This is a genomic window from Brevibacillus sp. JNUCC-41 (assembly GCF_014844095.1).
Taxonomy (GTDB): Bacteria; Bacillota; Bacilli; order Bacillales; family DSM-1321; genus Peribacillus; species Peribacillus aracenensis.
Genome location: NZ_CP062163.1, coordinates 4,807,123 through 4,828,204, shown reverse-complemented (window position 1 = coordinate 4,828,204; position 21,082 = coordinate 4,807,123). Strand labels below are relative to the sequence as shown.

At 39.2% G+C, this 21,082-nt stretch carries 20 protein-coding genes; 17 read left to right on the top strand and 3 right to left on the bottom strand.

Annotated elements, in window-relative coordinates:
- Positions 1-275 precede the first annotated feature (275 nt).
- Genes JNUCC41_RS23300 through JNUCC41_RS23290 form a run of 3 tightly spaced genes read left to right on the top strand, consistent with a single transcriptional unit; the run spans position 276 to position 2,604 of the window.
- The gene (locus JNUCC41_RS23300) at positions 276-1,037 is read left to right on the top strand and encodes an SDR family oxidoreductase (RefSeq protein ID WP_192208304.1); all 762 of its coding nucleotides are present in this window, start codon (positions 276-278) and stop codon (positions 1,035-1,037) included.
- 24 nt (positions 1,038-1,061) lie between these two features.
- Complete coding sequence (locus JNUCC41_RS23295) at positions 1,062-1,559, top strand: hypothetical protein (protein ID WP_192205064.1); 498 nt, start codon at positions 1,062-1,064, stop codon at positions 1,557-1,559.
- Complete coding sequence (locus tag JNUCC41_RS23290; protein ID WP_228467429.1) at positions 1,552-2,604, top strand: alpha/beta fold hydrolase; 1,053 nt, start codon at positions 1,552-1,554, stop codon at positions 2,602-2,604. Before JNUCC41_RS23295 ends, JNUCC41_RS23290 begins: the two co-directional genes overlap by 8 nt.
- A gap of 182 nt (positions 2,605-2,786) precedes the next feature.
- Here the strand turns inward: JNUCC41_RS23290 and JNUCC41_RS23285 are convergent, their stop codons facing one another.
- Positions 2,787-3,386, bottom strand: coding sequence for a nitroreductase family protein (locus JNUCC41_RS23285; protein WP_192205063.1), 600 nt, complete (start codon positions 3,384-3,386; stop codon positions 2,787-2,789).
- 245 nt (positions 3,387-3,631) lie between these two features.
- Here JNUCC41_RS23285 and JNUCC41_RS23280 point away from each other — a divergent pair, with 245 nt between their 5' ends.
- From JNUCC41_RS23280 to JNUCC41_RS23260, 5 genes are all read left to right on the top strand, one after another.
- Positions 3,632-4,609 carry a ring-cleaving dioxygenase gene (locus JNUCC41_RS23280; RefSeq protein ID WP_192205062.1) on the top strand — a complete coding sequence of 326 codons (978 nt, stop codon included), beginning with the start codon at positions 3,632-3,634 and terminating at the stop codon, positions 4,607-4,609.
- Positions 4,610-4,633: 24 nt separating this feature from the next.
- Entirely contained in the window at positions 4,634-5,581 is a 948-nt protein-coding gene (locus tag JNUCC41_RS23275) for a ring-cleaving dioxygenase (RefSeq protein WP_192205061.1), read from the top strand.
- On the top strand, positions 5,581-6,189 hold the full coding sequence (locus JNUCC41_RS23270) for an alpha/beta hydrolase (RefSeq protein ID WP_192205060.1): 609 nt from the start codon (positions 5,581-5,583) through the stop codon (positions 6,187-6,189). The genes JNUCC41_RS23275 and JNUCC41_RS23270 overlap by 1 nt, the downstream gene beginning before the upstream one ends.
- Positions 6,190-6,207: 18 nt before the next feature.
- Positions 6,208-6,816 carry a flavin reductase family protein gene (locus JNUCC41_RS23265; RefSeq protein WP_192205059.1) on the top strand — a complete coding sequence of 203 codons (609 nt, stop codon included), beginning with the start codon at positions 6,208-6,210 and terminating at the stop codon, positions 6,814-6,816.
- A 259-nt stretch (positions 6,817-7,075) separates the two neighbouring features.
- Entirely contained in the window at positions 7,076-7,243 is a 168-nt protein-coding gene (locus JNUCC41_RS23260) for a hypothetical protein (protein ID WP_192205058.1), read from the top strand.
- A 546-nt stretch (positions 7,244-7,789) separates the two neighbouring features.
- On the opposite strand, the gene JNUCC41_RS23255 is transcribed toward JNUCC41_RS23260, so the two are convergent.
- Positions 7,790-8,164 (bottom strand): helix-turn-helix domain-containing protein, encoded by a 375-nt coding sequence (locus tag JNUCC41_RS23255; protein WP_192205057.1) that lies wholly within the window; start codon positions 8,162-8,164, stop codon positions 7,790-7,792.
- Positions 8,165-8,392: 228 nt separating this feature from the next.
- Between JNUCC41_RS23255 and JNUCC41_RS23250 the strand changes: the two genes are divergently transcribed.
- From JNUCC41_RS23250 to JNUCC41_RS23215, 8 genes are all read left to right on the top strand, one after another.
- Complete coding sequence (locus tag JNUCC41_RS23250; RefSeq protein ID WP_192205056.1) at positions 8,393-9,382, top strand: asparaginase; 990 nt, start codon at positions 8,393-8,395, stop codon at positions 9,380-9,382.
- 23 nt (positions 9,383-9,405) lie between these two features.
- Entirely contained in the window at positions 9,406-10,836 is a 1,431-nt protein-coding gene (aspA, locus tag JNUCC41_RS23245) for an aspartate ammonia-lyase (protein ID WP_192205055.1), read from the top strand.
- A 969-nt stretch (positions 10,837-11,805) separates the two neighbouring features.
- The gene (locus JNUCC41_RS23240) at positions 11,806-12,333 is read left to right on the top strand and encodes a DUF4309 domain-containing protein (protein WP_228467702.1); all 528 of its coding nucleotides are present in this window, start codon (positions 11,806-11,808) and stop codon (positions 12,331-12,333) included.
- Positions 12,334-12,519: 186 nt separating this feature from the next.
- Positions 12,520-12,963 (top strand): SRPBCC family protein, encoded by a 444-nt coding sequence (locus JNUCC41_RS23235; protein WP_192205053.1) that lies wholly within the window; start codon positions 12,520-12,522, stop codon positions 12,961-12,963.
- Positions 12,964-13,134: 171 nt separating this feature from the next.
- Positions 13,135-13,398 (top strand): metal-sensitive transcriptional regulator, encoded by a 264-nt coding sequence (locus JNUCC41_RS23230; RefSeq protein WP_192205052.1) that lies wholly within the window; start codon positions 13,135-13,137, stop codon positions 13,396-13,398.
- Positions 13,399-13,630: 232 nt separating this feature from the next.
- Positions 13,631-15,088: a cardiolipin synthase gene (gene cls, locus JNUCC41_RS23225; protein WP_192205051.1), complete on the top strand. Its 1,458-nt coding sequence runs from the start codon at positions 13,631-13,633 to the stop codon at positions 15,086-15,088.
- 377 nt (positions 15,089-15,465) lie between these two features.
- Entirely contained in the window at positions 15,466-16,215 is a 750-nt protein-coding gene (locus JNUCC41_RS23220) for a (S)-benzoin forming benzil reductase (protein ID WP_192205050.1), read from the top strand.
- A gap of 204 nt (positions 16,216-16,419) precedes the next feature.
- Complete coding sequence (locus tag JNUCC41_RS23215; protein ID WP_192205049.1) at positions 16,420-17,682, top strand: LysM peptidoglycan-binding domain-containing protein; 1,263 nt, start codon at positions 16,420-16,422, stop codon at positions 17,680-17,682.
- 199 nt (positions 17,683-17,881) lie between these two features.
- On the opposite strand, the gene JNUCC41_RS23210 is transcribed toward JNUCC41_RS23215, so the two are convergent.
- The gene (locus JNUCC41_RS23210; RefSeq protein WP_192205048.1) at positions 17,882-19,123 is read right to left on the bottom strand and encodes an MFS transporter; all 1,242 of its coding nucleotides are present in this window, start codon (positions 19,121-19,123) and stop codon (positions 17,882-17,884) included.
- A 219-nt stretch (positions 19,124-19,342) separates the two neighbouring features.
- On the opposite strand from JNUCC41_RS23210, the gene JNUCC41_RS23205 reads away from it, so the two are divergent.
- Entirely contained in the window at positions 19,343-21,061 is a 1,719-nt protein-coding gene (locus tag JNUCC41_RS23205; protein WP_192205047.1) for an ABC transporter ATP-binding protein, read from the top strand.
- Positions 21,062-21,082 lie beyond the last annotated feature (21 nt).

Here is a 21,082-nt window from a genome sequence, read left to right as displayed (position 1 = left end):
AGTCGAATAATCCAGTTATCGGTCGAAAAAAGTGACGAAACGTTCGAATGATCTACTTCCAGCAGGACAAATTAAGTTTCCAGTAGGTCGAATTTCCGACAGCTGACCGAAGCATTCTCATTGATATAAAAGATACATGTTGATGAAACAAAAGGCAGGGGCATTTGGCTATTTTAAGCACAATATTGGATAGGCTTTTCTATAATGATATAGACAGTTTTATATAAAAAATTCTTCATAAAGAAAGGGCTGAAAAGTTGACTACATTGAGTGATATGTTTGATTTGACTAATAAAACGGCTATCATCACCGGCGGCGGCAGGGGACTGGGGAAACAGATCGCCATCGCGTTGGGGGAGGCTGGTGCAAATATAGTCATTGCTTCACGAAATCTTCCTCTATGTAAGGAGGCATGTGAAGACTTGCGATCGATGGGTGTTAATGCCGTTGCCTTTGAATGTGATATCACGGATGAGAGTGCCATTGACCATGTCGTCAAGGAAACGGTTGCTCAATTCGGCACGATTGATATTCTTGTCAATAATAGCGGTACGTCCTGGTCAGGTCCGCTTTTGGATGTTCCCAAGGATAAGTGGGAAAAAGTATTGAATGTTAACGTTACAGGTACATTCCTATTTTCACAGGCTGTAGCGAAGATCATGAAGCAGCAAAATTCCGGAAAAATCATAAATATTGCATCGGTGACAGGTCTTGGCGGGTCGCTTCCTGAGGTATTGGATACGATAGCTTATAACACCAGTAAGGGTGCCATCATTACAATGACCAAGGATTTAGGAGTTAAACTTGCTAGATTCGGAATCCAAGTCAATGCAATTGCACCTGGATTTTTCCCGACTAAAATCACAAAGAATATTCTTGAACAGTCTAACTACGACATATTAGGTAATACTCCGGCTGGCAGGTTTGGCAATGAAGATGATTTAAAGGGTGCCGCCGTATTTTTAGCCTCACAGGCTTCTGACTATATGATCGGTCATATTTTAATCATTGACGGTGGAGTTTCGGCATTAGCGTAAACGGAGAAAGGAAGGAAGAAATATATGACAGGAAAATCAAATTTTTATAAAGGGCTTAAATTACTAGGCGCACAAAAAGAGCAACAGCTTAATGATAAAATTCAGAATTTGCTAAATAACCGTGAGTTAATAGAAGCAGTAAGCGACAATGCCCGATTGCAGATTCCAAAAATAAATAGAATGCAGGAAGCCTCAGAAAGAATGTCCATCATCATGAATTATCCAACAAAAAAAGATGTAGCGAGTATTGCGAAATTAGTCATCCAGCTCGAAGAAAAAATTGATAGTTTAGAAGAGCTGATCTCAACACTTGTAGAGGATAGGGGCGGGAATGTCAGAGGTAAATCTGCAGTTAGTAATAAACGCACTTCATCGCTCAGTAAGAAAAAGAAGTCAAGTTGGGAATCCAATGAAATGGAAGGGCGTAAAAAAAGATTGGCGGATATTATAAATAACTCCTTATTGTTAAGCTCGCAGTTACCTGGGTTCGATTTACATGGACAGGGAAATTCAAATGTCTAAGCGGAAAGTGCCGAAAAATCAATCCGAATCAATACCTAAATGGAAACGTTTTATGGATATTCCCAATCAGCCAATGCCTGAAATGGGAATGACGCCGAAAATTGCGGTGTGGAAAAAAAACAAATCAACGCTTTGGTATTATCCATCAGAACAAAAAAAATATGATGTACCGGTTTTTCTTATATATTCACTAATCAATACTCCTTTGATTCTTGATTTGTCCCCCGGCAATAGTTTAATAGAATCTTTTGTAAATGAAGGTTTTGATGTGTATTTGCTTGATTTTGGAAGTCCGGGCTTTGAAGATGGTGAAATATCGATTGAAGATTATATCGCCGATTATATTCAAAAAGGAGTACAGCGTGCATTACGCCACTCTGGAGCATCAGAAATTACCGTCATGGGGTTTTGCCTCGGCGGTACAATAGCCGCAATATATGCTGCCATTTCAGACGAGCCAATCAAGAATTTGATCCTTTCCGTTACACCTGTAGATTTCAGTGCCTCAGAATTTTTTGATCAATGGCAGGTAGCGTTAAAGGAAGGCACCGCGGATTTTAATGATACGATTGATATTTATCAAACGATCCCAGCCAGTGCAGTTAAATATGGAATCCGATTAATGACATCCCCTATCTATATATCACCCTATCTATCTTTATTGAATCAAGCGGATGATGATGAATACGTTCAAAATTGGCGCCGCTTCAATGCTTGGGCTAATGGGCATATACCATTATCCGGAGCAGCCGCGAAACAAATAACGAAAGACCTTTTGATAAATAACAGCTTGGTTAATGGGAGTTTTAAGGTAAGGGGAAAAAAAGCGAAGCTATCGAAAATTGATGCTAGTGTTTTAGTAATAGCGAATAAGAATGATCGATTGGTCCCACAGGAAATGATTTATCCGGTAATGAAGCATTTAAAATGTAAGGATAAGACATATAGCCTACTGAAAAGTGGACATGCTGCTAAACAATATTCCGGTGAACTCCCATATTATTTGAAGGAATGGCTACTAGGGCGTTCCTCACCAATTCAATAGTTTACTAGGGGGATGCGAAATGTACATGTTGAACGCCATTGAGGATATCAAAATCATGCCGGTTGTAGATTATATAGGCTTTGCGTCATTGGTATTTTCAAAATTTTTTGCTGCATTTCCGGATTACTAAAGTGAAATAAATGAAAGGGCTGGCTCGTTATGCAGAGACAGCCCCTATTGTTTCAATGATAATATTTCACACGTTCTTCAAGTGGTGAGAAGTCTTTATCATCAGGCTCTGCAGTTGGTTTTCCAAAGGGCATCTGTGCGATGAGTTTCCAATCACGTGATATATCCCATGTCTTTCTCACTTCGTCATCGATTAAAGGATTATAATGCTGAAGACTTGCACCAAACCCCTCAATTTCCAAGGAAGTCCATACGACAAATTGTAAAATGGCAGATGATTGGTCCGACCAAATCGGAAAGTTATCGGCATACGTTTTGAATTGTTCTTGAAGCCTATCTATAATAGCCTGATCTTCAAAGAATAAAACCGTACCATAACCATTTATAAATGAATTCATTTTTTCTTCAGTTTTTTCAAAATCTTTGGCGCCGATTGCTTTTCTTAATGTTTTTTTTGTGATATCCCATAATTGGTCGTGGTTTTGACCAGTTAATACAATCACTCTTGCACTTTGGGAGTTGAAAGCGGAAGGGGAATATTGAACGGCATGACCGATAACTTCTTTAATCCTTTTATTAGGAACAACACGTTCCTTGCTAAGGGAATAATAAGAGCGTCTATCTTCAATTGCGCTAAAAAAATCTTTAACCATATATCACACCTCCATTCTTTATACTACCGATTTATTTTGACCTGATTTAAATATTTTATGATAAATGAAAACGGGTAAAATTATTTGTGTGAAAATGGTTGACAAATTTATCTATGTCGTTTATCTTTAAATCAAGATATTTGTATTAAAAGTATTTTGAAGGTTAAATACCTTGAATTCGAGATATTATTTTAGGATTAATTCATTTCCGTATGGGGAGATTTATAAAGATAGGAGTGGTTTGGATGGAATTAAAAGGATTACATCACGTTTCGGCGATTACAGCTAAAGCGGGAAATAACTTTGAATTCTACACAAAAGTCTTAGGGTTGCGATTAATTAAAAAAACGGTGAATCAAGATGATGTACGTGTATATCACTTATTTTATGGAGATCAAATTGGTTCACCGGGTACGGAATTGACGTTTTTTGAAATTCCCAATGCTGCCCGCACTCATGAGGGGAATAATAGTATTTCAGAAATTTCCTTAAGGGTAAGAAATGATGAAGCACTAGAATATTGGAAAAAACGGTTTGTTGAATTCAATGTTGAGCAGGATGAAATATCGAGCCGCTTTGAAAGGAAGGTGCTTTCTTTTAAAGACCCTGAAGGGCAGAGGCTTCTTTTGGTTTCCGATCAGGATAATAACGGCGTTCAAGGAGGATTACCGTGGGATGGAAGCCTAGTGCCGCAAGAGTTTTCCATTCTTGGATTAGGGCCAGTAAAACTTACTGTACCTGATATTGTACAAACAGAACGTGTTCTTACCGACGTATTGGGTTTCAGGCAGTCAGGCACATACCCATCCTCAATCAGGGGGCAAAATCCGATAGTCGTTTACGAGACAGGTGAGGGAGGAACAGGCGCCGAACTCCATATTGAAGAAAGGAATGACATACCTCGGGAAAGATTGGGGAGGGGGGGAGTACACCATATTGCCTTCCGGGTGGATAATGAAGGGGAACTGAGAAAATGGATAGAGAAAATTAGTGAATCGAAATTCGTGAACTCTGGTTATGTGGACCGCTATTATTTTCATTCACTTTATTTTAGGGAGCCGAATGGTATCTTATTTGAATTGGCTACTGATGGACCAGGTTTTGCAGTGGATGAAGCAGAGCAGCACTTAGGTGAGAACCTTGCCCTCCCACCTTTTTTAGAATCGAAAAGAAAGGATATTGAAGCGAATTTAAAACCACTGAATATAAAACCAACAAATTAATCAATGGGAAAGGGAGTATTGGGCATGCAAAAGCAAAATGCAGGAATACATCATATAACCGCAATTGTAGGCAATCCTCAAGAGAACGTGGATTTTTATGCTGGAGTATTGGGACTGCGTATGGTGAAGAAAACCGTTAATTTTGATGACCCTGGAACCTATCATTTGTATTTCGGTGATGAATCAGGTTCTCCGGGAACTATCATCACTTTCTTTCCTTGGCCTGGGGCATACAAGGGGAGAATTGGCTCAGGACAAGTGGGGGTTACAACATATGCTGTTCCGGAAGGATCGATGGGTTTCTGGGAAATGCGTTTAGGTAAATTTAACATAAACTTTAAAAAGGTTTCACGTTTCGGCGAGGAATATCTGGAATTCCAAGACCCACACGGTTTGCAACTTGAACTGGTTGAGCGTAAAGAAGGGAAAAATAGCGAGTGGTCATTCGGCGGTGTACCAGCTGCCAAGGCTGTCAAGGGATTCGGTGGTGCCGTATTATTGACGTCAAAACCGCTCAAAACGATGGAACTATTAGAGAAAGTGATGGGCCTGCAAAAAATTGGGGAAGAGGGCGATTACATTCGCTTCAAATCCACATCGGACATCGGAAATTTGATAGATGTTAAAAAAACGGTTTTGCCAAATGGGAAGATCGGAGTGGGAACTGTCCATCATGTTGCATGGCGTGCAATCGATAATGAAGATCATAAAGAATGGCGGGAGCATATCGCCAACCATGGCTATGGTGTGACACCCTTTACAGACCGCCAATACTTCGATGCCATTTATTTCAGGGAAGATGGAGGCATACTTTTTGAAGTTGCCACAGATCCTCCTGGCTTCGCTCATGATGAAACGAAGGAAACGATGGGCAGTAATTTAATGCTGCCGCCATGGCTGGAAGAAAAAAGGGCGATCATGGAGAAAACGTTACTGCCGGCAGTGCCGAGAGTACTTGAGGAGGATAAATGATGAAGCATATTTTTCAAAAAGGAAGTAATCCAGAAGCGCCATTGCTTTTGCTTCTACATGGCACTGGAGGAACGGAAACAGATCTCTTGCCATTAGCGGAAATGGTTTCACCAGGATCATCCGTATTGAGCGTAAGGGGAAATGTGCTTGAAAACGGAATGCCTCGTTTTTTTCGCCGATTATCAGAAGGGGTTTTTGATGAAGAAGATTTGATCTTTCGTACGAAGGAGCTTAATGACTTCTTGGAATCAGCGTCCAAAAAGTATGACTTCGACCGTGAAAGAGTGGTAGCATTAGGTTATTCCAATGGTGCAAATATAGCGGCAAGTTTGCTGTTCCATTTCGAAGGGGCATTACTAGGAGCGAGTCTTCATCATCCAATGGTGCCTAGACGAGGGATTGCATTGCCTTCCCTTTCGGATATACCTGTATTTATTGCTGCAGGTAAAAACGATCCGATTTGCCCGGCAGCAGAAACTGACGAGCTTAATAACCTTTTGCTGCAAGCGGGTGCTATAGTGGATGTTCAGTGGGAAAATTACGGTCATCAGTTAACACGGTCAGAGGTTGAGGCAGCGGGTTCATGGTTTCAAAAGAACTTTTTATAAGAATGGGAGGGAATGAAGATGATTTCTGTTAATCCTGAAAGTCTGACTGAACGGGATAATTATAAGTTTTTGACTGGAAGCATCATACCGAGACCTATAGCCTTGGTTACGACAAAATCCGAAACAGGTACAGTCAATATAGCGCCGTTCAGCTTTTTTAACATAGTCAGTTCAAATCCTCCGATGATTTCCGTTTCTGTCCAACGGAAAGAAGGGGTTTCAAAGGACACTGCCCGAAATGCAATTCAAACAGGTGAATTCGTTGTTCATATCACTGATGAGAATAATGTAGCTGATGCAAATCGAACAGCGAAGGAACTCCCGTCTGACGAAAGTGAATTGAGTCTGACCCATTTCACGACAACTGTTAGTGATAAGGTATCCGTACCAGGATTGCAAGAAGCGAAGGTACGCTTTGAATGTACATTAGAGCATGCGATACCTATGGCGGGTTCCAAGGATAAACCAGGTTGCGATTTATTGATAGGGAAAATAGTCTGCTATCATATCGTGCAAGATATTTACCATAACGGTCGAATTGACCAGAATGGGCTAAAACCTGTAGCAAGATTAGCGGGTCATACTTATACAAAACTAGGGGAATTATTTGAATTAGAACGTCCTTAAGTTATAAGAAAGAAAAAATGGCGTCATCTTTTTAAGATGGCGTCATTTTTTTAGATCAAAATTATCCCAGTTAGCTTTAGCTGCAATTTTAATGCGGTAAGCGACTGTTCGAAATTGAGCAACCATTTCATAATTATGCCGCCCGGCGTTGCAGGTGTATCCAAGCCTGCTGCAAAAACAGGAAAAAGGGAAATTAAATCATATTTTATGATAGCTTGGGAAAACTAAACAAACAATGATTAGAAAGGAGAGAATGAGTATGAGTCGTGGTAAAAGTTTTAATCACAAAGAAAAAGGGCATCCAGGAAATCTACCCGATAATAGGATTAGCGAAGAGAAGGAACATAGCCGGCAATATGAACAAATCGAGGATATTGTCACACATGAAGCTTTCAAAAATCGGGAAAAAGATGACGAGATGCCTTGATTTTTGACAAACAGTATATCAAATGAGGAAGTTTTAAACATACCAAGATATTGAGCGATTTTTAAATTTCGCTTTCAGCTTTAAAGATGAGACAGCAATTTCTATTTATATACCGAGGAAAACCATAAGCTTTGCTGTGGTTTTTCTTTGATTGCAAATAAATCAAGAGGGAAAGTCGGAGATTACTTAAATAAGCATAGATGGTAGCGAGAAACAGCGGAATACTCATCTTCCCTTGAAGTAAGTTAAAGAAGATAACAGAATAATGATGATGGATGCATTTAATTAGCCGACTTTCTTCTATTATAATTAATAAAACTTAATTTTCTAAACTCGGGTACTATTCAAAAAGCTACAAAGACCTGTTAGTAAGTTTAAGCTGTCATCCAGGAATAATTACATGTAGCGTCAACGATTAATCATAACCGTCATATCCTAACTGTTTAAAGCCATGGGATTTTACAGTCATTCCAGTTGCATCGTGAATATTATAAGTACTTGGTGAAGTGCGGTTCATTCCCCATAACGTCTTAAGCTCAATGTCTGCTATGTTTCTTTTTGTTTATGGCGAATTATTTCCACTTCTCGTTTAGCTCTAATAAAAGCGATGAATTGAATCGTTTCCTCTTCAGAAAGAGAGATTCCATCGACAGCAAGCTTCATATTTGGTGAATCCGTCAATTCCATGGCTCGAGGTGACTCTGTGGTAATATCTTTAGATGGATAATCCACTCGACCTAGAATGTAATCAGTGGATGTATCATATAAGCCTGCTAATAAATTTATCGTTTCCAATGAAGGACGGCGATGGCCCGATTCGTAACCTGCATAGGTACTCTTGGCTATTCCGAGTCTGTCAGCGGTATATTGCAAAGACCACCTTTTGGCCTTCCTTAATGTAGTTAATCTATTTACGATCATTCTTATTACTCTCCTTTTATATAAATCGATTATAACATCAAATTGGAATAAGCGTACGCGTAATGAATGTTTTTAGCTTGATTTCACTCTGGAACATGACTATAATAACATGTGATGTACGCGTAACATGTATATAACCAGCAAAAACATCCTTTTCTAAGATGATGAATGATTGTAAAACAGGGAGGCTTTATAGGGGGTAGTTTATTGGGGAAGTTGAAGTCAAAAATGAAGAAGTTGATGTTAATTACTACAGGTGGTACAATTGCATCGTTAGAAGGGGAAAATGGACTGGTTCCAGATATGAAAGCTGACGAATTTTTAGGACACCTGCCGGGATTGGATTTACTTTATCAGATTGATAGTAAGCCTTTGATGAATATTGATAGTACAAATATGCAGCCGGAAGATTGGACAGAAATGGCACAATCCATCCATGAGCACTACCATGATTACGATGGCTTTGTGATTACCCATGGAACAGATACAATGGCTTACACTTCAGCTGCACTCTCATATATGTTACAAGATTTAAGGAAACCAATTATCATTACAGGTTCTCAAATCCCAATTGCCTATAAAAAGACAGATGCCAAAAGAAATATCTCTGATGCGATCCGGTTTGCTTGTGAAGATATTGGAGGAGTATATGTTGTATTTGATGGTAGAGTCATCCAGGGTACTAGGGCCATTAAATTGAGAACTAAAAGCTATGATTCGTTTGAAAGTATTAACTATCCATATATCGCTACCATATTCAAAGATAAAATTGAGTATCTAAAGCCAGTTCATTCACCAAAGAAAAAGGAAGCTAAGTTAGATGCTTCCCTATGTACTGATGTTGCTTTAGTTAAGCTGCATCCCGGTATTAAACCTGAATTCTTTGATTCTCTGAAAAATCAATGTAGGGGAATCGTAATTGAAAGTTATGGAAGCGGTGGTATTCCATTTCAAAGAAGAAATATTTTAGAAAAATTGAATGAGTTAGTACAGTGTGGAATATCCGTAGTCATTACTACCCAATGTTTAGAAGAAGGGGAAGATATGGATATTTACGAAGTGGGACGAAAAGTGGATAAGAATGTCATCATTCGTTCCAGAAATATGAATACAGAAGCCATCGTTCCTAAGTTGATGTGGATTTTAGCCAAGACACAGGATCCCAAAAAAGTGAAGGAAATGATGGAAACACCGATTGCAGAGGACATTACATTATAGAACAGACAAAGGGGCAAGAGGAAATGTTGACAGAAGAGAGAACATACCGCATCGAGAAAGACTTTCTTGGGGAAAAGGAAATTCCAGCTGATGTTTATTATGGAATACAAACTTTACGCGCTGTAGAGAATTTTCCGATTACCGGTTACAAAGTCAATGAAGAAATGATTCGTGCACTAGCTATGATTAAAAAAGCAGCCGCTTTAGCAAATATGGATACCAAACGGTTATATGATGGTATTGGAAGCGCTATCGTCAAAGCTTCTGATGAAGTGATCGATGGAAAGTGGCATGAATATTTCATCGTTGACCCAATTCAAGGCGGCGCAGGTACATCGATGAATATGAACATTAATGAAATCGTTGCCAACCGTGCGTTAGAACTCATGGGACACAATAAAGGGGAGTATGTACAAGTAAGTCCAAATAGCCATGTTAACATGTCGCAATCAACCAATGACGTATTCCCAACTGCCATTCATTTATCAACATTAAGACTTTTAGAGCAATTGTTACAAACAATGACCAAGATGAGCACGGTTTTAAAGAATAAAGCAAAACAATTTGATCATGTTATCAAAATGGGACGCACACATCTTCAAGACGCAGTGCCAATTCGACTCGGTCAAGAATTTGAGGCATACAGTCGCGTGTTGGATCGGGATATAAAACGAATCAGTCAATCACGCCAACATTTATATGAAGTGAATATGGGGGCAACAGCAGTGGGAACGGGATTGAACGCAGATCCCCGTTACATTGAAAATGTTGTTAAATATTTAGCTGAAATCAGTAACTTGCCGCTTGTAGGTGCAGAACATTTAGTGGATGCAACCCAAAATACGGATGCATATACTGAAGTGTCAGCTTCATTGAAAGTATGTATGATGAATATGTCTAAAATTGCTAATGATTTACGTTTGATGGCTTCAGGACCGAGAGCGGGATTAGCGGAAATCACTCTTCCAGCACGTCAACCAGGTTCATCCATCATGCCAGGAAAAGTAAATCCAGTAATGCCAGAATTAATTAATCAAGTCGCTTTCCAAGTGATCGGGAACGATAATACAATTTGCTTAGCATCAGAAGCAGGACAACTAGAGTTGAACGTAATGGAACCAGTCCTTGTATTCAATTTATTGCAATCAATTAGCATCATGAACAATGCTTTCAATGTCTTTACAGATTATTGCTTAGAAGGCATTGAAGCTAATGAGCAACATTTAAAAGATTATGTCGAACAAAGTGTTGGTGTGATTACAGCAGTCAATCCGCACCTTGGGTACGAAGTGGTTTCACGTATTGCGCGTGAAGCGATATTAAAAGGCAAATCAGTTCGCGAACTTTGTTTACAATATGATGTGTTGACAGAAGAAGAATTGGATCTAATTCTAAATCCTTATGAGATGACAAAACCCGGTATAGCGGGAGCTTCACTTTTTGACCGGCAATAACCAGTAAATTAGTAGAAAACAATCTATATGATTTTGATGTAATGACTATGCCTTTAGGACCGTTGGTGTAAAGGCATAGTCATTTATTTTTATGTATTCCATTATGAAATGTTACCCAAACCGTCCGGCAACAGCTTCTCGGTTATTATCTGAATATACAGATATTGTTTGCCGTCGATCTAATCATGGAGGGTGTTTAACTATTCATAAAAAATCCATCCGCTTTAGAATATATTTAATAACATCAGCCGCTATCCAATCGCAGTTAGATCAATCATTAGGTTGCCAGCAGGGTTAAACCAGTAAACAAGGACTTCGATTAAAGCACCAGGCATAAAGACAACCCCCGATGTTCTTTATAAACTTTATCCGAGATATAACCGCATAATAAAGTGACCGGAATGCCTGATGGAAAAGTTTTTACGAATTGAATAATACGCTGCATATCCAATGAAGTTTCCGAGGAAAACTTGTAAACTGAGTTTCTTATTTTCGGAATCTATCTTTCCTTTAGGTAATCTCTCAACTGGTAAAACTGGCTAAAGTAATTTGAGCATCCAATTCCTCCTTAATATGATATTTTTGAACCTAATTGAATTAAGTATTGATGATGACACAAATAAAAACTCATGCTTAATTAGCAACCTTAAAGATCCTATTTAAGCATGAGTTCTCAAAATCTCCACCATCGTTAGCTTGTATGAATTAACTATCATCATAAGAAAACGGTGTGAGCATTTTTTTGTGCCCACTCGGACAAATGAGGTGCCATTTTCGTCAAGTTAAATAGACTAATATTTCATGCTAAGTTTTTTTAAAAACGAATGGTATGTGTCCAAAGTTCCAATGAATATTAATGGTAAAGGTAAAACCAACTGGAATGACATAAGCATTTTTCATTTTTTTTAGATATTTAAAATAATGTACTTAGTCACTTCCAGGTGGAAAGGGAGGATACCTTTGAAACAAGTGAATCGTTTTATCAAAAGTGTTACATTTCTAATGCTCGCATTTCTCATGTTTAGTGGTCAGGCTGCTTTTGCTTCATCAAATTCACTATCATCACAATCCACGCCGGACCTTTTGATTCGGCAGATCATGGGTTTGGCCTATGAATCCCAGCAAACCATTAGCAGTGGCCCATTTTCTGTAGGTGATTCATTGAAGAAAGTGGGAAAAGCCTGGGGTGCACCGGAAGATTTAAGTACCGTCGCGGCCAATTATTGGTCCCATAATATCCGTTTCCTCTATGACGGTTCAACAGGAAGAAAAACGATTACCGCCATTGATGATTTTGATCCGCGATTGCAAACCATCCATTTATCCATGTTGAAGGGATTGATTGGTGAACCTGTAAGTGAAGTGGAGCAAGAAGGGATGTACTATGTCACTTATACCGATTACGCAAATTATAAAGTGGTATTCGTGTTTGAAAGCGCCTGGATCAACCCTGATCCAAGATTGAGTATGTATACGGTTGAAATTGCGTCAGATTGATAAGGAACAAAACAAAAAAGAATCGTCCCTATATTGCATAAGGGCGATTCTTTACTGTTAGTATCTTTAAATGGTTTCCTTACCACAGGGAGAATTTTGTTTAAGAATCTGAGCTTACCGTTCTATTCAATAATATTCAGCCATACATTAAAAAGATGTAAATAGAATGATTAAGGGGGAACTGCTTTGTCAGAAGGTGTGCACAGTATCATTTTACCTGTTTCAATAAAAACGGTTTGGGGATTTGTAAGTAGCATAGATCGTTGGGCACCTCTTGTCCCAGGATATATCAATCATGAGATGATGAATGAGTGGACACTCATCTGGGAGTTTAAAAGCGATTTGGGATTAATGAAGAAGAAAATAAAACTTGAAGTGAATATATTGGAATGGATTGAACCCGAAAAGGTAACATTTAAACTTAAGGGATTAAATGAAAAATTTGATGGGCATGGCTATTTTTTAGCAGAACAGTGCGGAGTTGGCCAGACTAAAATGACTGGCTGCCTGGCGATTACGGCAAAAGGAGCCAAAGCCCCTATCGTCAATGCTTTGTTAAAAACCTACGTTCCACAAATGACGATTGAGTTTTCTGAGGCAGTTGCACAAAGTCTCCTAGTACAAAAATAGAAATTACATATTGGAGCTATCATTATTGAATTTTGGCACTTGACAATTATACCTAAGTGGTATGTATTATAAATTGTAAGATTTTTTATCAATCCTTCATTTCAACTGAATTTGTTTATGATGGATGTCTGGATAGGATTCATAAGTAATAGGCAAGGTAGGAGGCCTCACATGGAATATGACAATCAGGTTAAAAATAGAGTGAAGCGAATAGAAGGTCAGCTTCGTGGGATATTGAAAATGATGGAGGAAAACAAAGATTGCAGAGAAGTAGTAACGCAGTTATCTGCCACTAGATCTGCAATCGATAGGACAATCGGGGTAATAGTAAGTTCAAATCTTGTAGAATGCGTCCGGGAGGCTAATGAATCCGGAGAAAAAAATCCCGAAGAGCTAGTGAAAGAAGCTGTGAATTTATTAGTGAAAAGCCGATAAGCAATTATATTTATTGTTATTGTTGAATTGGAATGTTTAAGACAATAATTAAAAACAATCTGACCAATCTGAGAAATTCTAAATTTCCAGGGTGGGATTTTTTTAAAAGGGGCCTCTACAGGAAGAGGTCCTTTTTTTGAATTCTCTGTTTTCACTTCTGATAAGCAAATCCTTTGATATAAAGAATTTGCATGGTATCCTTAAAGGGATAAAAATTGAGTGAGGGAATACTATGGAATTTACGCATGTTACATCGGTTTTGCTCGGCCTCGTCATCATTCTAAATATTTTATTTGCCACGATTGTCATATTTTTTGAAAGAAGGGAAGCGAGCACCACCTGGGCTTGGTTATTGGTGTTATATTTTCTCCCTGTAGTCGGTTTTATTTTATATCTCCTTTTTGGAACGAGTTTAAGGCACGCCCATTTATTCCAATGGGAGGACAAGAAGAAAATCGGGATTGAAGAAATCCTTGATAAACAGATGGAAGAGCTTTCAACGAATCATTTTCCTTTTCGAAATGCTTCTTCAAGTAATTACCGTGATTTGATTTATATGCATCTCCGGAACAATGATGCCGTGCTTACTGAAGATAATCAAGTCGATATTTTTACGGAAGGAAAAAATAAGTTTGACCAGCTTTTTAAAGATATCGAAGCGGCAGAAAATCATATACACATACAATACTACATCATTCAAAGGGACGGCCTGGGTAAACGATTCATTGAAGCTTTGACTAAAAAAGCGAATGAAGGCGTCAAAGTTCGGCTGCTTTATGACGAGCTCGGTTCCAGAGGGATGACTAAAAGTTTCTTCAGGGAATTTAGGCAGGCAGGAGGGCGAGTGGAGGCATTCTTTCCATCCAAATTAAAATTTATAAATTTACGGCTGAATTTCCGTAACCATCGAAAGCTAGTCATCATTGATGGAAAAGTAGGGTATGTTGGTGGCTTTAATGTTGGTGATGAATATTTAGGGCTTAATCCAAAATTCGGTTTCTGGCGTGATACACACCTTCGAATAAAGGGTTCAGCTGTCAAAGCCATTCAAACCCGTTTTATCCTGGATTGGAATCAGGCATCAAAGCACCATGATATAACTTATCAGCCTCATTATTTCCCTGTTTTAAAGCCTCAAGGCAATATAGATTTGCAAATAGTGACAAGTGGGCCAGATTCTGAATGGGAACAAATTAAAAATGGCTATATTAAATTAATATCTTCAGCAAAGAAATCGATTCTCATTCAAACACCTTACTTCATACCGGATGCAAGTTTATTGGATGCACTCAGGATTGCCAGCTTATCAGGGTTAGATGTAAAAATCATGATTCCGAATAAACCTGATCACCTTTTCGTTTATTGGGCAACAACTTTCAACGCAGGGCAGTTATTAAGAGCGGGAGCTAAGGTATACATCTATGATAACGGCTTTATTCATGCGAAGATGATCGTGGTGGACGAAGAGGTCTCCTCGGTGGGGACAGCAAACATTGATGTCCGTAGTTTTAAATTGAATTTTGAAGTCAATGCCTTCATTTATGATGAAGGAATGGCCGAAACACTGACAAGGATTTTTTATAAGGATGTTGAAGTCTGTAGGCAGCTTACAATTGAAGACTTTGAAAAGCGTTCAAAATGGATTCGTTTTAAAGAGTCCATTGCAAGGCTGGTATCACCCATATTATAATTTTTAATTACGGTCCATTACTATATGAACCGCTCAGACTGTAGACAAATTCGTAAAAGCGGGTTTGCCTGCAGTTTTTTTCTTTGATCAACGTTCATAATTTCACAAATCTGTTCCTTTCCGCCGACTGTCTGCCAGGCCTCATCAAAGCAAGCGTTTCACAGGGGTCTCGGCTAGCAAATTTTCGGCAGGTTCGCAAATTTCTTCAATCCAACGAGGATTTATTTCATATAATTGAAAAAATCATGGAGTATAGCTAATACGGTTTAAAAATTATAGTAATCATCCTCGGTAAGAATAGTGAAAGGGATTCGGCAGGAGACCATTCGGACTCCATTTTGGTACAATAGTTTATATCCATAAAAGGGGGAAATGCCGTGAAAACGTTTATAATCACAGGAGCTTCAAAAGGTTTAGGGGCTGCCATCGCCAAAGGCTGTTTGCAGACGAGTGATCATTGCATCTTAGTTTCCCGTACAGCACATCCTGAAATGCAGCAGATGGCTGACAGATCCGGGAAGAAACTTACATTTATTTCGCTAGACTTGAATGAAACTGAAAAGTTACCTTCCTTAGTCAATGAGATTCTTGCTGCTGTAGATGAAACAAGTGACATTTATATCATTAATAATGCAGGTGTCATTGAACCGATAAAGCCGGTAGGAAACCTTGGTAGAGTAAATTTGGAAATGAGCATGCGGGTGAATTTCTTGGCACCCATCGTACTGGCTGATGAATTCGTTAAACAGACAAAGGACTGGAACAGAAAGAAGGTAATGGTCAACATATCTTCAGGAGCAGCAAAAAACCCTTATCATGGCTGGTCAGCCTATTGCAGCACGAAGGCAGGGCTAGAAATGTTTACACGGGTTGCAGGGTTGGAACAGGATAAAACATCTTTCCCTGCGTCTCTCATTTCTTTTTCACCAGGTGTAATGGATACGGAAATGCAAGGGACAATCCGGTCAGCAGACGAACGGGACTTTTCCGATCGAGACAAATTTCATGAATATAAAGAGAATGGCATGTTAAGAAGTCCCGAATTTGTGGCAGATAAACTTTTGCAGCTTCTTGAGGCAGAAGATTTGGAGAATGGGAAGTTCTACGATATTAAGAATTTACTTTGATGTATGGGAGAATGTGAAACGAAAATCAACTGATTGCTTATATTGTGGGGCTGTCCCTTTGGACAGCCTCATTTTTGTGATCTTTATTCCAATTAAAATAAAGTCTAAAAAACCAGGATTTCATCATTAGGAAATGTGATAATGCGTTCTATCCAATTGCCTGAATGACATAAACTTTTTTTGAAGGGGTTTGGAGGGCTTTTAATGACGATCATTATTGTGAAAAAAGGTGACAGTCTTTGGGGAATTGCCACGAAAAATAAAGTTGACCTATCGAGAATAATTGAAGTAAACGGATTGGAATCAACAACTTTGGTCCCTGGCCTGGCATTGTATATACCTAATGAAAAAACGGTGAATAGGAGGTATCTAATTAAAAGTCAGGATACCCTTACTAAAATTGGCAGTCGTTTTGGTACGAGTGCAGCGGAAATCATGGCGGCAAATCCAGGAATCGTTGCAAACTCGCTAAAAGTCGGTACGGAGATTATAATTCCGTCTCCTTACAAAAATCAATTGATTACGCTGGGTTTTGCCTTCCCGACTTCAGGTGGGGTAGTGTTTAAAACACTTGAGCAGAATGGTGATAAATTATCCTATTTAGCCATTGTAGCTTATTCGTTTACAAGGGAAGGAAATGCATACGTTGATGGTGATGATCTCCCCCTTATTGCGAAATGCGAGCAGACAGGGGTGAAGCCGCTACTGATGATCCGGAACTTCCAAGGTGGTGATTTTGATGCTGATTTGGCTGGTGAAGTCCTTGCTAGTTCAGTATACAGAGCGAATTTAATCAATAGTATGCTTAATTTCGTTAGGGAGAAAGGCTATGGGGGTGTCAGTATGGACATCGAATTCATCCCACCTGCCAGGCGTTCCGATTATGTGCTTTTTTTAAAAGAATTAAAGGAGGGGTTGAACGAACTGATCCTGCATGTGAACGTACATGCAAAAACAGCGGATAATCCTGATAATCGAATTGTAGGCGGGCATGATTATCGGGGGATCGGAGAGGCAGCTGACCTTGTTGCCGTGATGACCATTGACTATGGGTATCCAACTGGCCCGCCTGAGCCCATTTCCCCACTTTGGTGGATGGGCGAGGTTCTTCGTTATGCTTTGTCGACTATACCTGAGTATAAACTGCAGTCGGCATTTCCTATGTATGGCTACGATTGGATAATACCAAGCCACGAGACTAAGGCTTTATCAGCTCAAAATGCCCAAAATCTTGCCATTGCAACTGGCTCTGAAATAACTTTTGACACTTCAGCGGCTTCCCCTACCTATTCTTATCGAAGAGAGAATTCGAACCATGTCGTTTGGTTTGAAGATATTCGATCAATAAGCGCAAAATATGAAATGATTGATGCATATGAACTGATAGGTGCTACTTATTGGCAAATCGGTTTGGAATTTCCGCAAAATTGGGAGTTTATAGATAAGAATATCTGGATTATCAAGTAGAATGAATGGGTGCCAGGTAATGAAAGGAAGTTTTATATATTTTTTTCCTTGTTTGGTTGTGCAGCTTTATCAGCGGCAAGCCAATCTCATCGAGCAAGATTTTAAAGTGAGACAATATGGTTCGAGGAGTCTTGAAACATAAAAAAGGAGCCATGGAAAAACCAAGGTTCCTTTTTTATGTTAAATCGAAAGAAAAGCATCATCTAGGAATGTTAGAAGGCTGACTTGATAGTGATTGATCACATTTTTTCCCTTGTAGTTCCTTCCTTTTAAACGTTGCATAAAGAAAGGCAAGGAATATCAGGGTGGAAGAAAATTGGAACGTTGTTTTGACACTGTATGTTTCCGTTATATAGCCTAATAGTAAGACAGAGCCGGCAAATGTAAGATTGATGACCGCTCCCCAAACGGCATGAATTTTTGCAAGAGTCTTTTCAGTTGCATGGTCTTGGAATAGCTTGGTGTAAATCACTTCCCGGATTTGTTCCGGGAGACCGTACAGGCATGCCAGCAGCAAAGCCAAAGCTGGAATACTGGTAGTTCCAAAAAGCAAAATCAGCAGTGAACTTAAAAATAGCCCGAGAATGATGAAGAATCCAATATATTTTTCTAGTAACTTGGCAAAACGGATGACGATCAATCCACTGAAAATCATGCCGACAAAGTAGCTTGTGTTGATGTATCCCCACCACTCCTCACCAAGTTGCAGGTTCTGTTCTACATATAAATAAATAATGGCAGCCACCCACACACTTGAAGCTAAAGTAGTTATAAAATCAATGGAAATGAGTGTACGGATAGTTGGGATTTGGTGAATCGCAACCCATCCGGATTTAATGGAACCCCAATTTGTCGGAGCGACAGAATCCGTCGTTTGCCCAGAGATTTCGATTCTAACTGTATAGATCGTTGAAACGGAAAAAAGCATAACAGCAAGCCAAATGATGAAGCTGCTGTTGGTGCTTATCAATAGAACGGACCCTAGTGGCCATCCTGCTACAAAGATGGTCTGGGTGATCACATTCAAGAAACCATTCGCTTTCATCCGTTCATCTTTTGGAACTAATTGAGGAACCAAAGCTGCGCTGACCGGTGCTGCGACTCCATCCAATAATGAAATCAAGGCGATGAAGAAAATGACGGCAACAGAAAAACCATGATTGAAAATTGTTATATAGATTCCTAGGCAAACGAGTAAGATAGTTTTCCACCATTGAGATTGTACAAGAATTCTTTTTAAAGGAAACCTGTCGATGACAAGGGGGGCAAGTAAACTGCTGAAAAACCTAAAAATCGTTGTAGTGAACGGAAGCAAACTCAAATAAAAAGCAGATCCCGTCAAGCTATATAATAGTGAAATCAACCCGACTACATAAAATATATCCCCTAGATTTGCAAACGCCTGACCTATCCAAAGGCATCGAAACGATGTATTTTTCATGAATACCATCCTTTTAAGAAAATAAAGATCATGGATATTTAAAATGGTTATTTTTTTACACTGGATTCACTCCCAAATTTAATAGATTGTATGAGCCGGGTTGGGCAGTTTTATATAGATTATTTTACCATAATATGAAAATGGGGGTTATGAAATGCTTGCTGAATCTTGAATATGGATTTATACTCCTTAATATATGTAAAAAAGGAGAAAAATTTGATGATTCGACGTTTTGCTTCATATTACCTTCCGCATAAGCGGTTATTCATTATTGATTTCTTCAGTGCAGTGGTTGTGGCTGTACTTGAACTTGCATTTCCGCTAGCCGTTCAGTGGTTTATAGATACACTGCTGCCTGGCGACGATTGGTCTGCAATTGTTTCGGTAAGTGCCGGATTGTTCCTCCTTTATATCATTAGTACCTTCTTACAGTTCATCGTAGGGTATTGGGGTCACAAATTGGGTATTAATATTGAGACTGATATGCGTGAGGAATTATTTGAGCATGTGCAAAAACAATCTTTTCGTTTTTTTGATAACACGAAAACCGGCCATATCATGAGCCGCATAACTAATGATCTGTTCGATATTGGTGAACTTGCTCACCATGGTCCCGAAGATTTATTCATTGCCTTCATGACTTTTATAGGTGCATTTTGGATTATGTTGACGATCAATGTGAAATTGGCACTCATATCGGTTTGTATTTTACCGTTCCTCGTTTTATTAATTGTCATAAGTAACTTAAAGATGAATAAAGCCTGGAAGAAAATGTATACAGAAGTTGCAGATGTAAATGCCCGTGTGGAAGATAGCGTCTCAGGGGTGAGGGTTGTCCAATCCTTTACTAATGAAACATATGAAATGAAAAGATTTTCTACTAATAATCGCAGATTCCGTAAAGCGAAACTTCTTGGCTATAAGGTAATGTCCTTTAGCTTATCAGGCATTTACATGATGACGAGGTTTATGACCCTTGCCGTGTTGGTGATAGGAGCTTGGCTAACATTTCATGGGCAGCTCTCTTATGGTGAATTGGTTGCATTCGTCTTATACGTTAACGTATTATTTAAACCGATCGACAAAATCAGTGCGTTGATGGAACTTTATCCAAAAGGGATGGCCGGCTTTAAGCGTTTTACGGAACTTTTGGATGTCGCGCCTGATGTCGTGGATAAAAAGGATGCAATAGAAGTGACCACCCTTTTGGGCGATATTTCCTTTAAAGACGTTTCTTTTAACTATGAAGATAAAAAGCCCGTTTTAAAAGGTATTGATCTAACAGTTAAAGCGGGTGAAACCATTGCCTTTGTCGGGCCTTCAGGAGCCGGGAAAACGACTATATGTTCATTGATCCCACGATTTTATGATGTTAATGCCGGCTCGATTTCCATTGATGGAATTGATATTCGTGAGATGACGAAAAAGTCATTGCGCTCACAAATTGGCATAGTCCAGCAAGATGTGTTTCTTTTTACAGGAACTATAAAAGAGAACATTGCGTACGGAATGCTTGACGCATCGGATGAACAGATTAAAGAAGCCGCAAGGAAAGCCCATTTGGAGACTTTCATTGAAGGACTTCCGGAAGGCTATGAGACTCAAATAGGTGAACGCGGCTTGAAATTATCGGGTGGACAAAAACAACGGATTGCAATAGCAAGGATGTTTTTAAAAAATCCGCCCATACTAATTCTCGATGAAGCAACCTCTGCACTCGATACTGAAACGGAAAGAATAATACAGCAGGCTCTTACTGAACTGGCTGAAAACAGAACTACGCTAATCATCGCACACCGTTTGGCAACCATACGAAACGCTGACAAGATCGTGGTAGTTACGGAGGAAGGAATTGCTGAAGAGGGCGGTCATGATGACTTACTTAAGCAGGGGGGCCTTTTTGCCAATCTGCATCAATTACAATTTCAAAAAAGATAAAAAAGCTATATGTCCTCACAA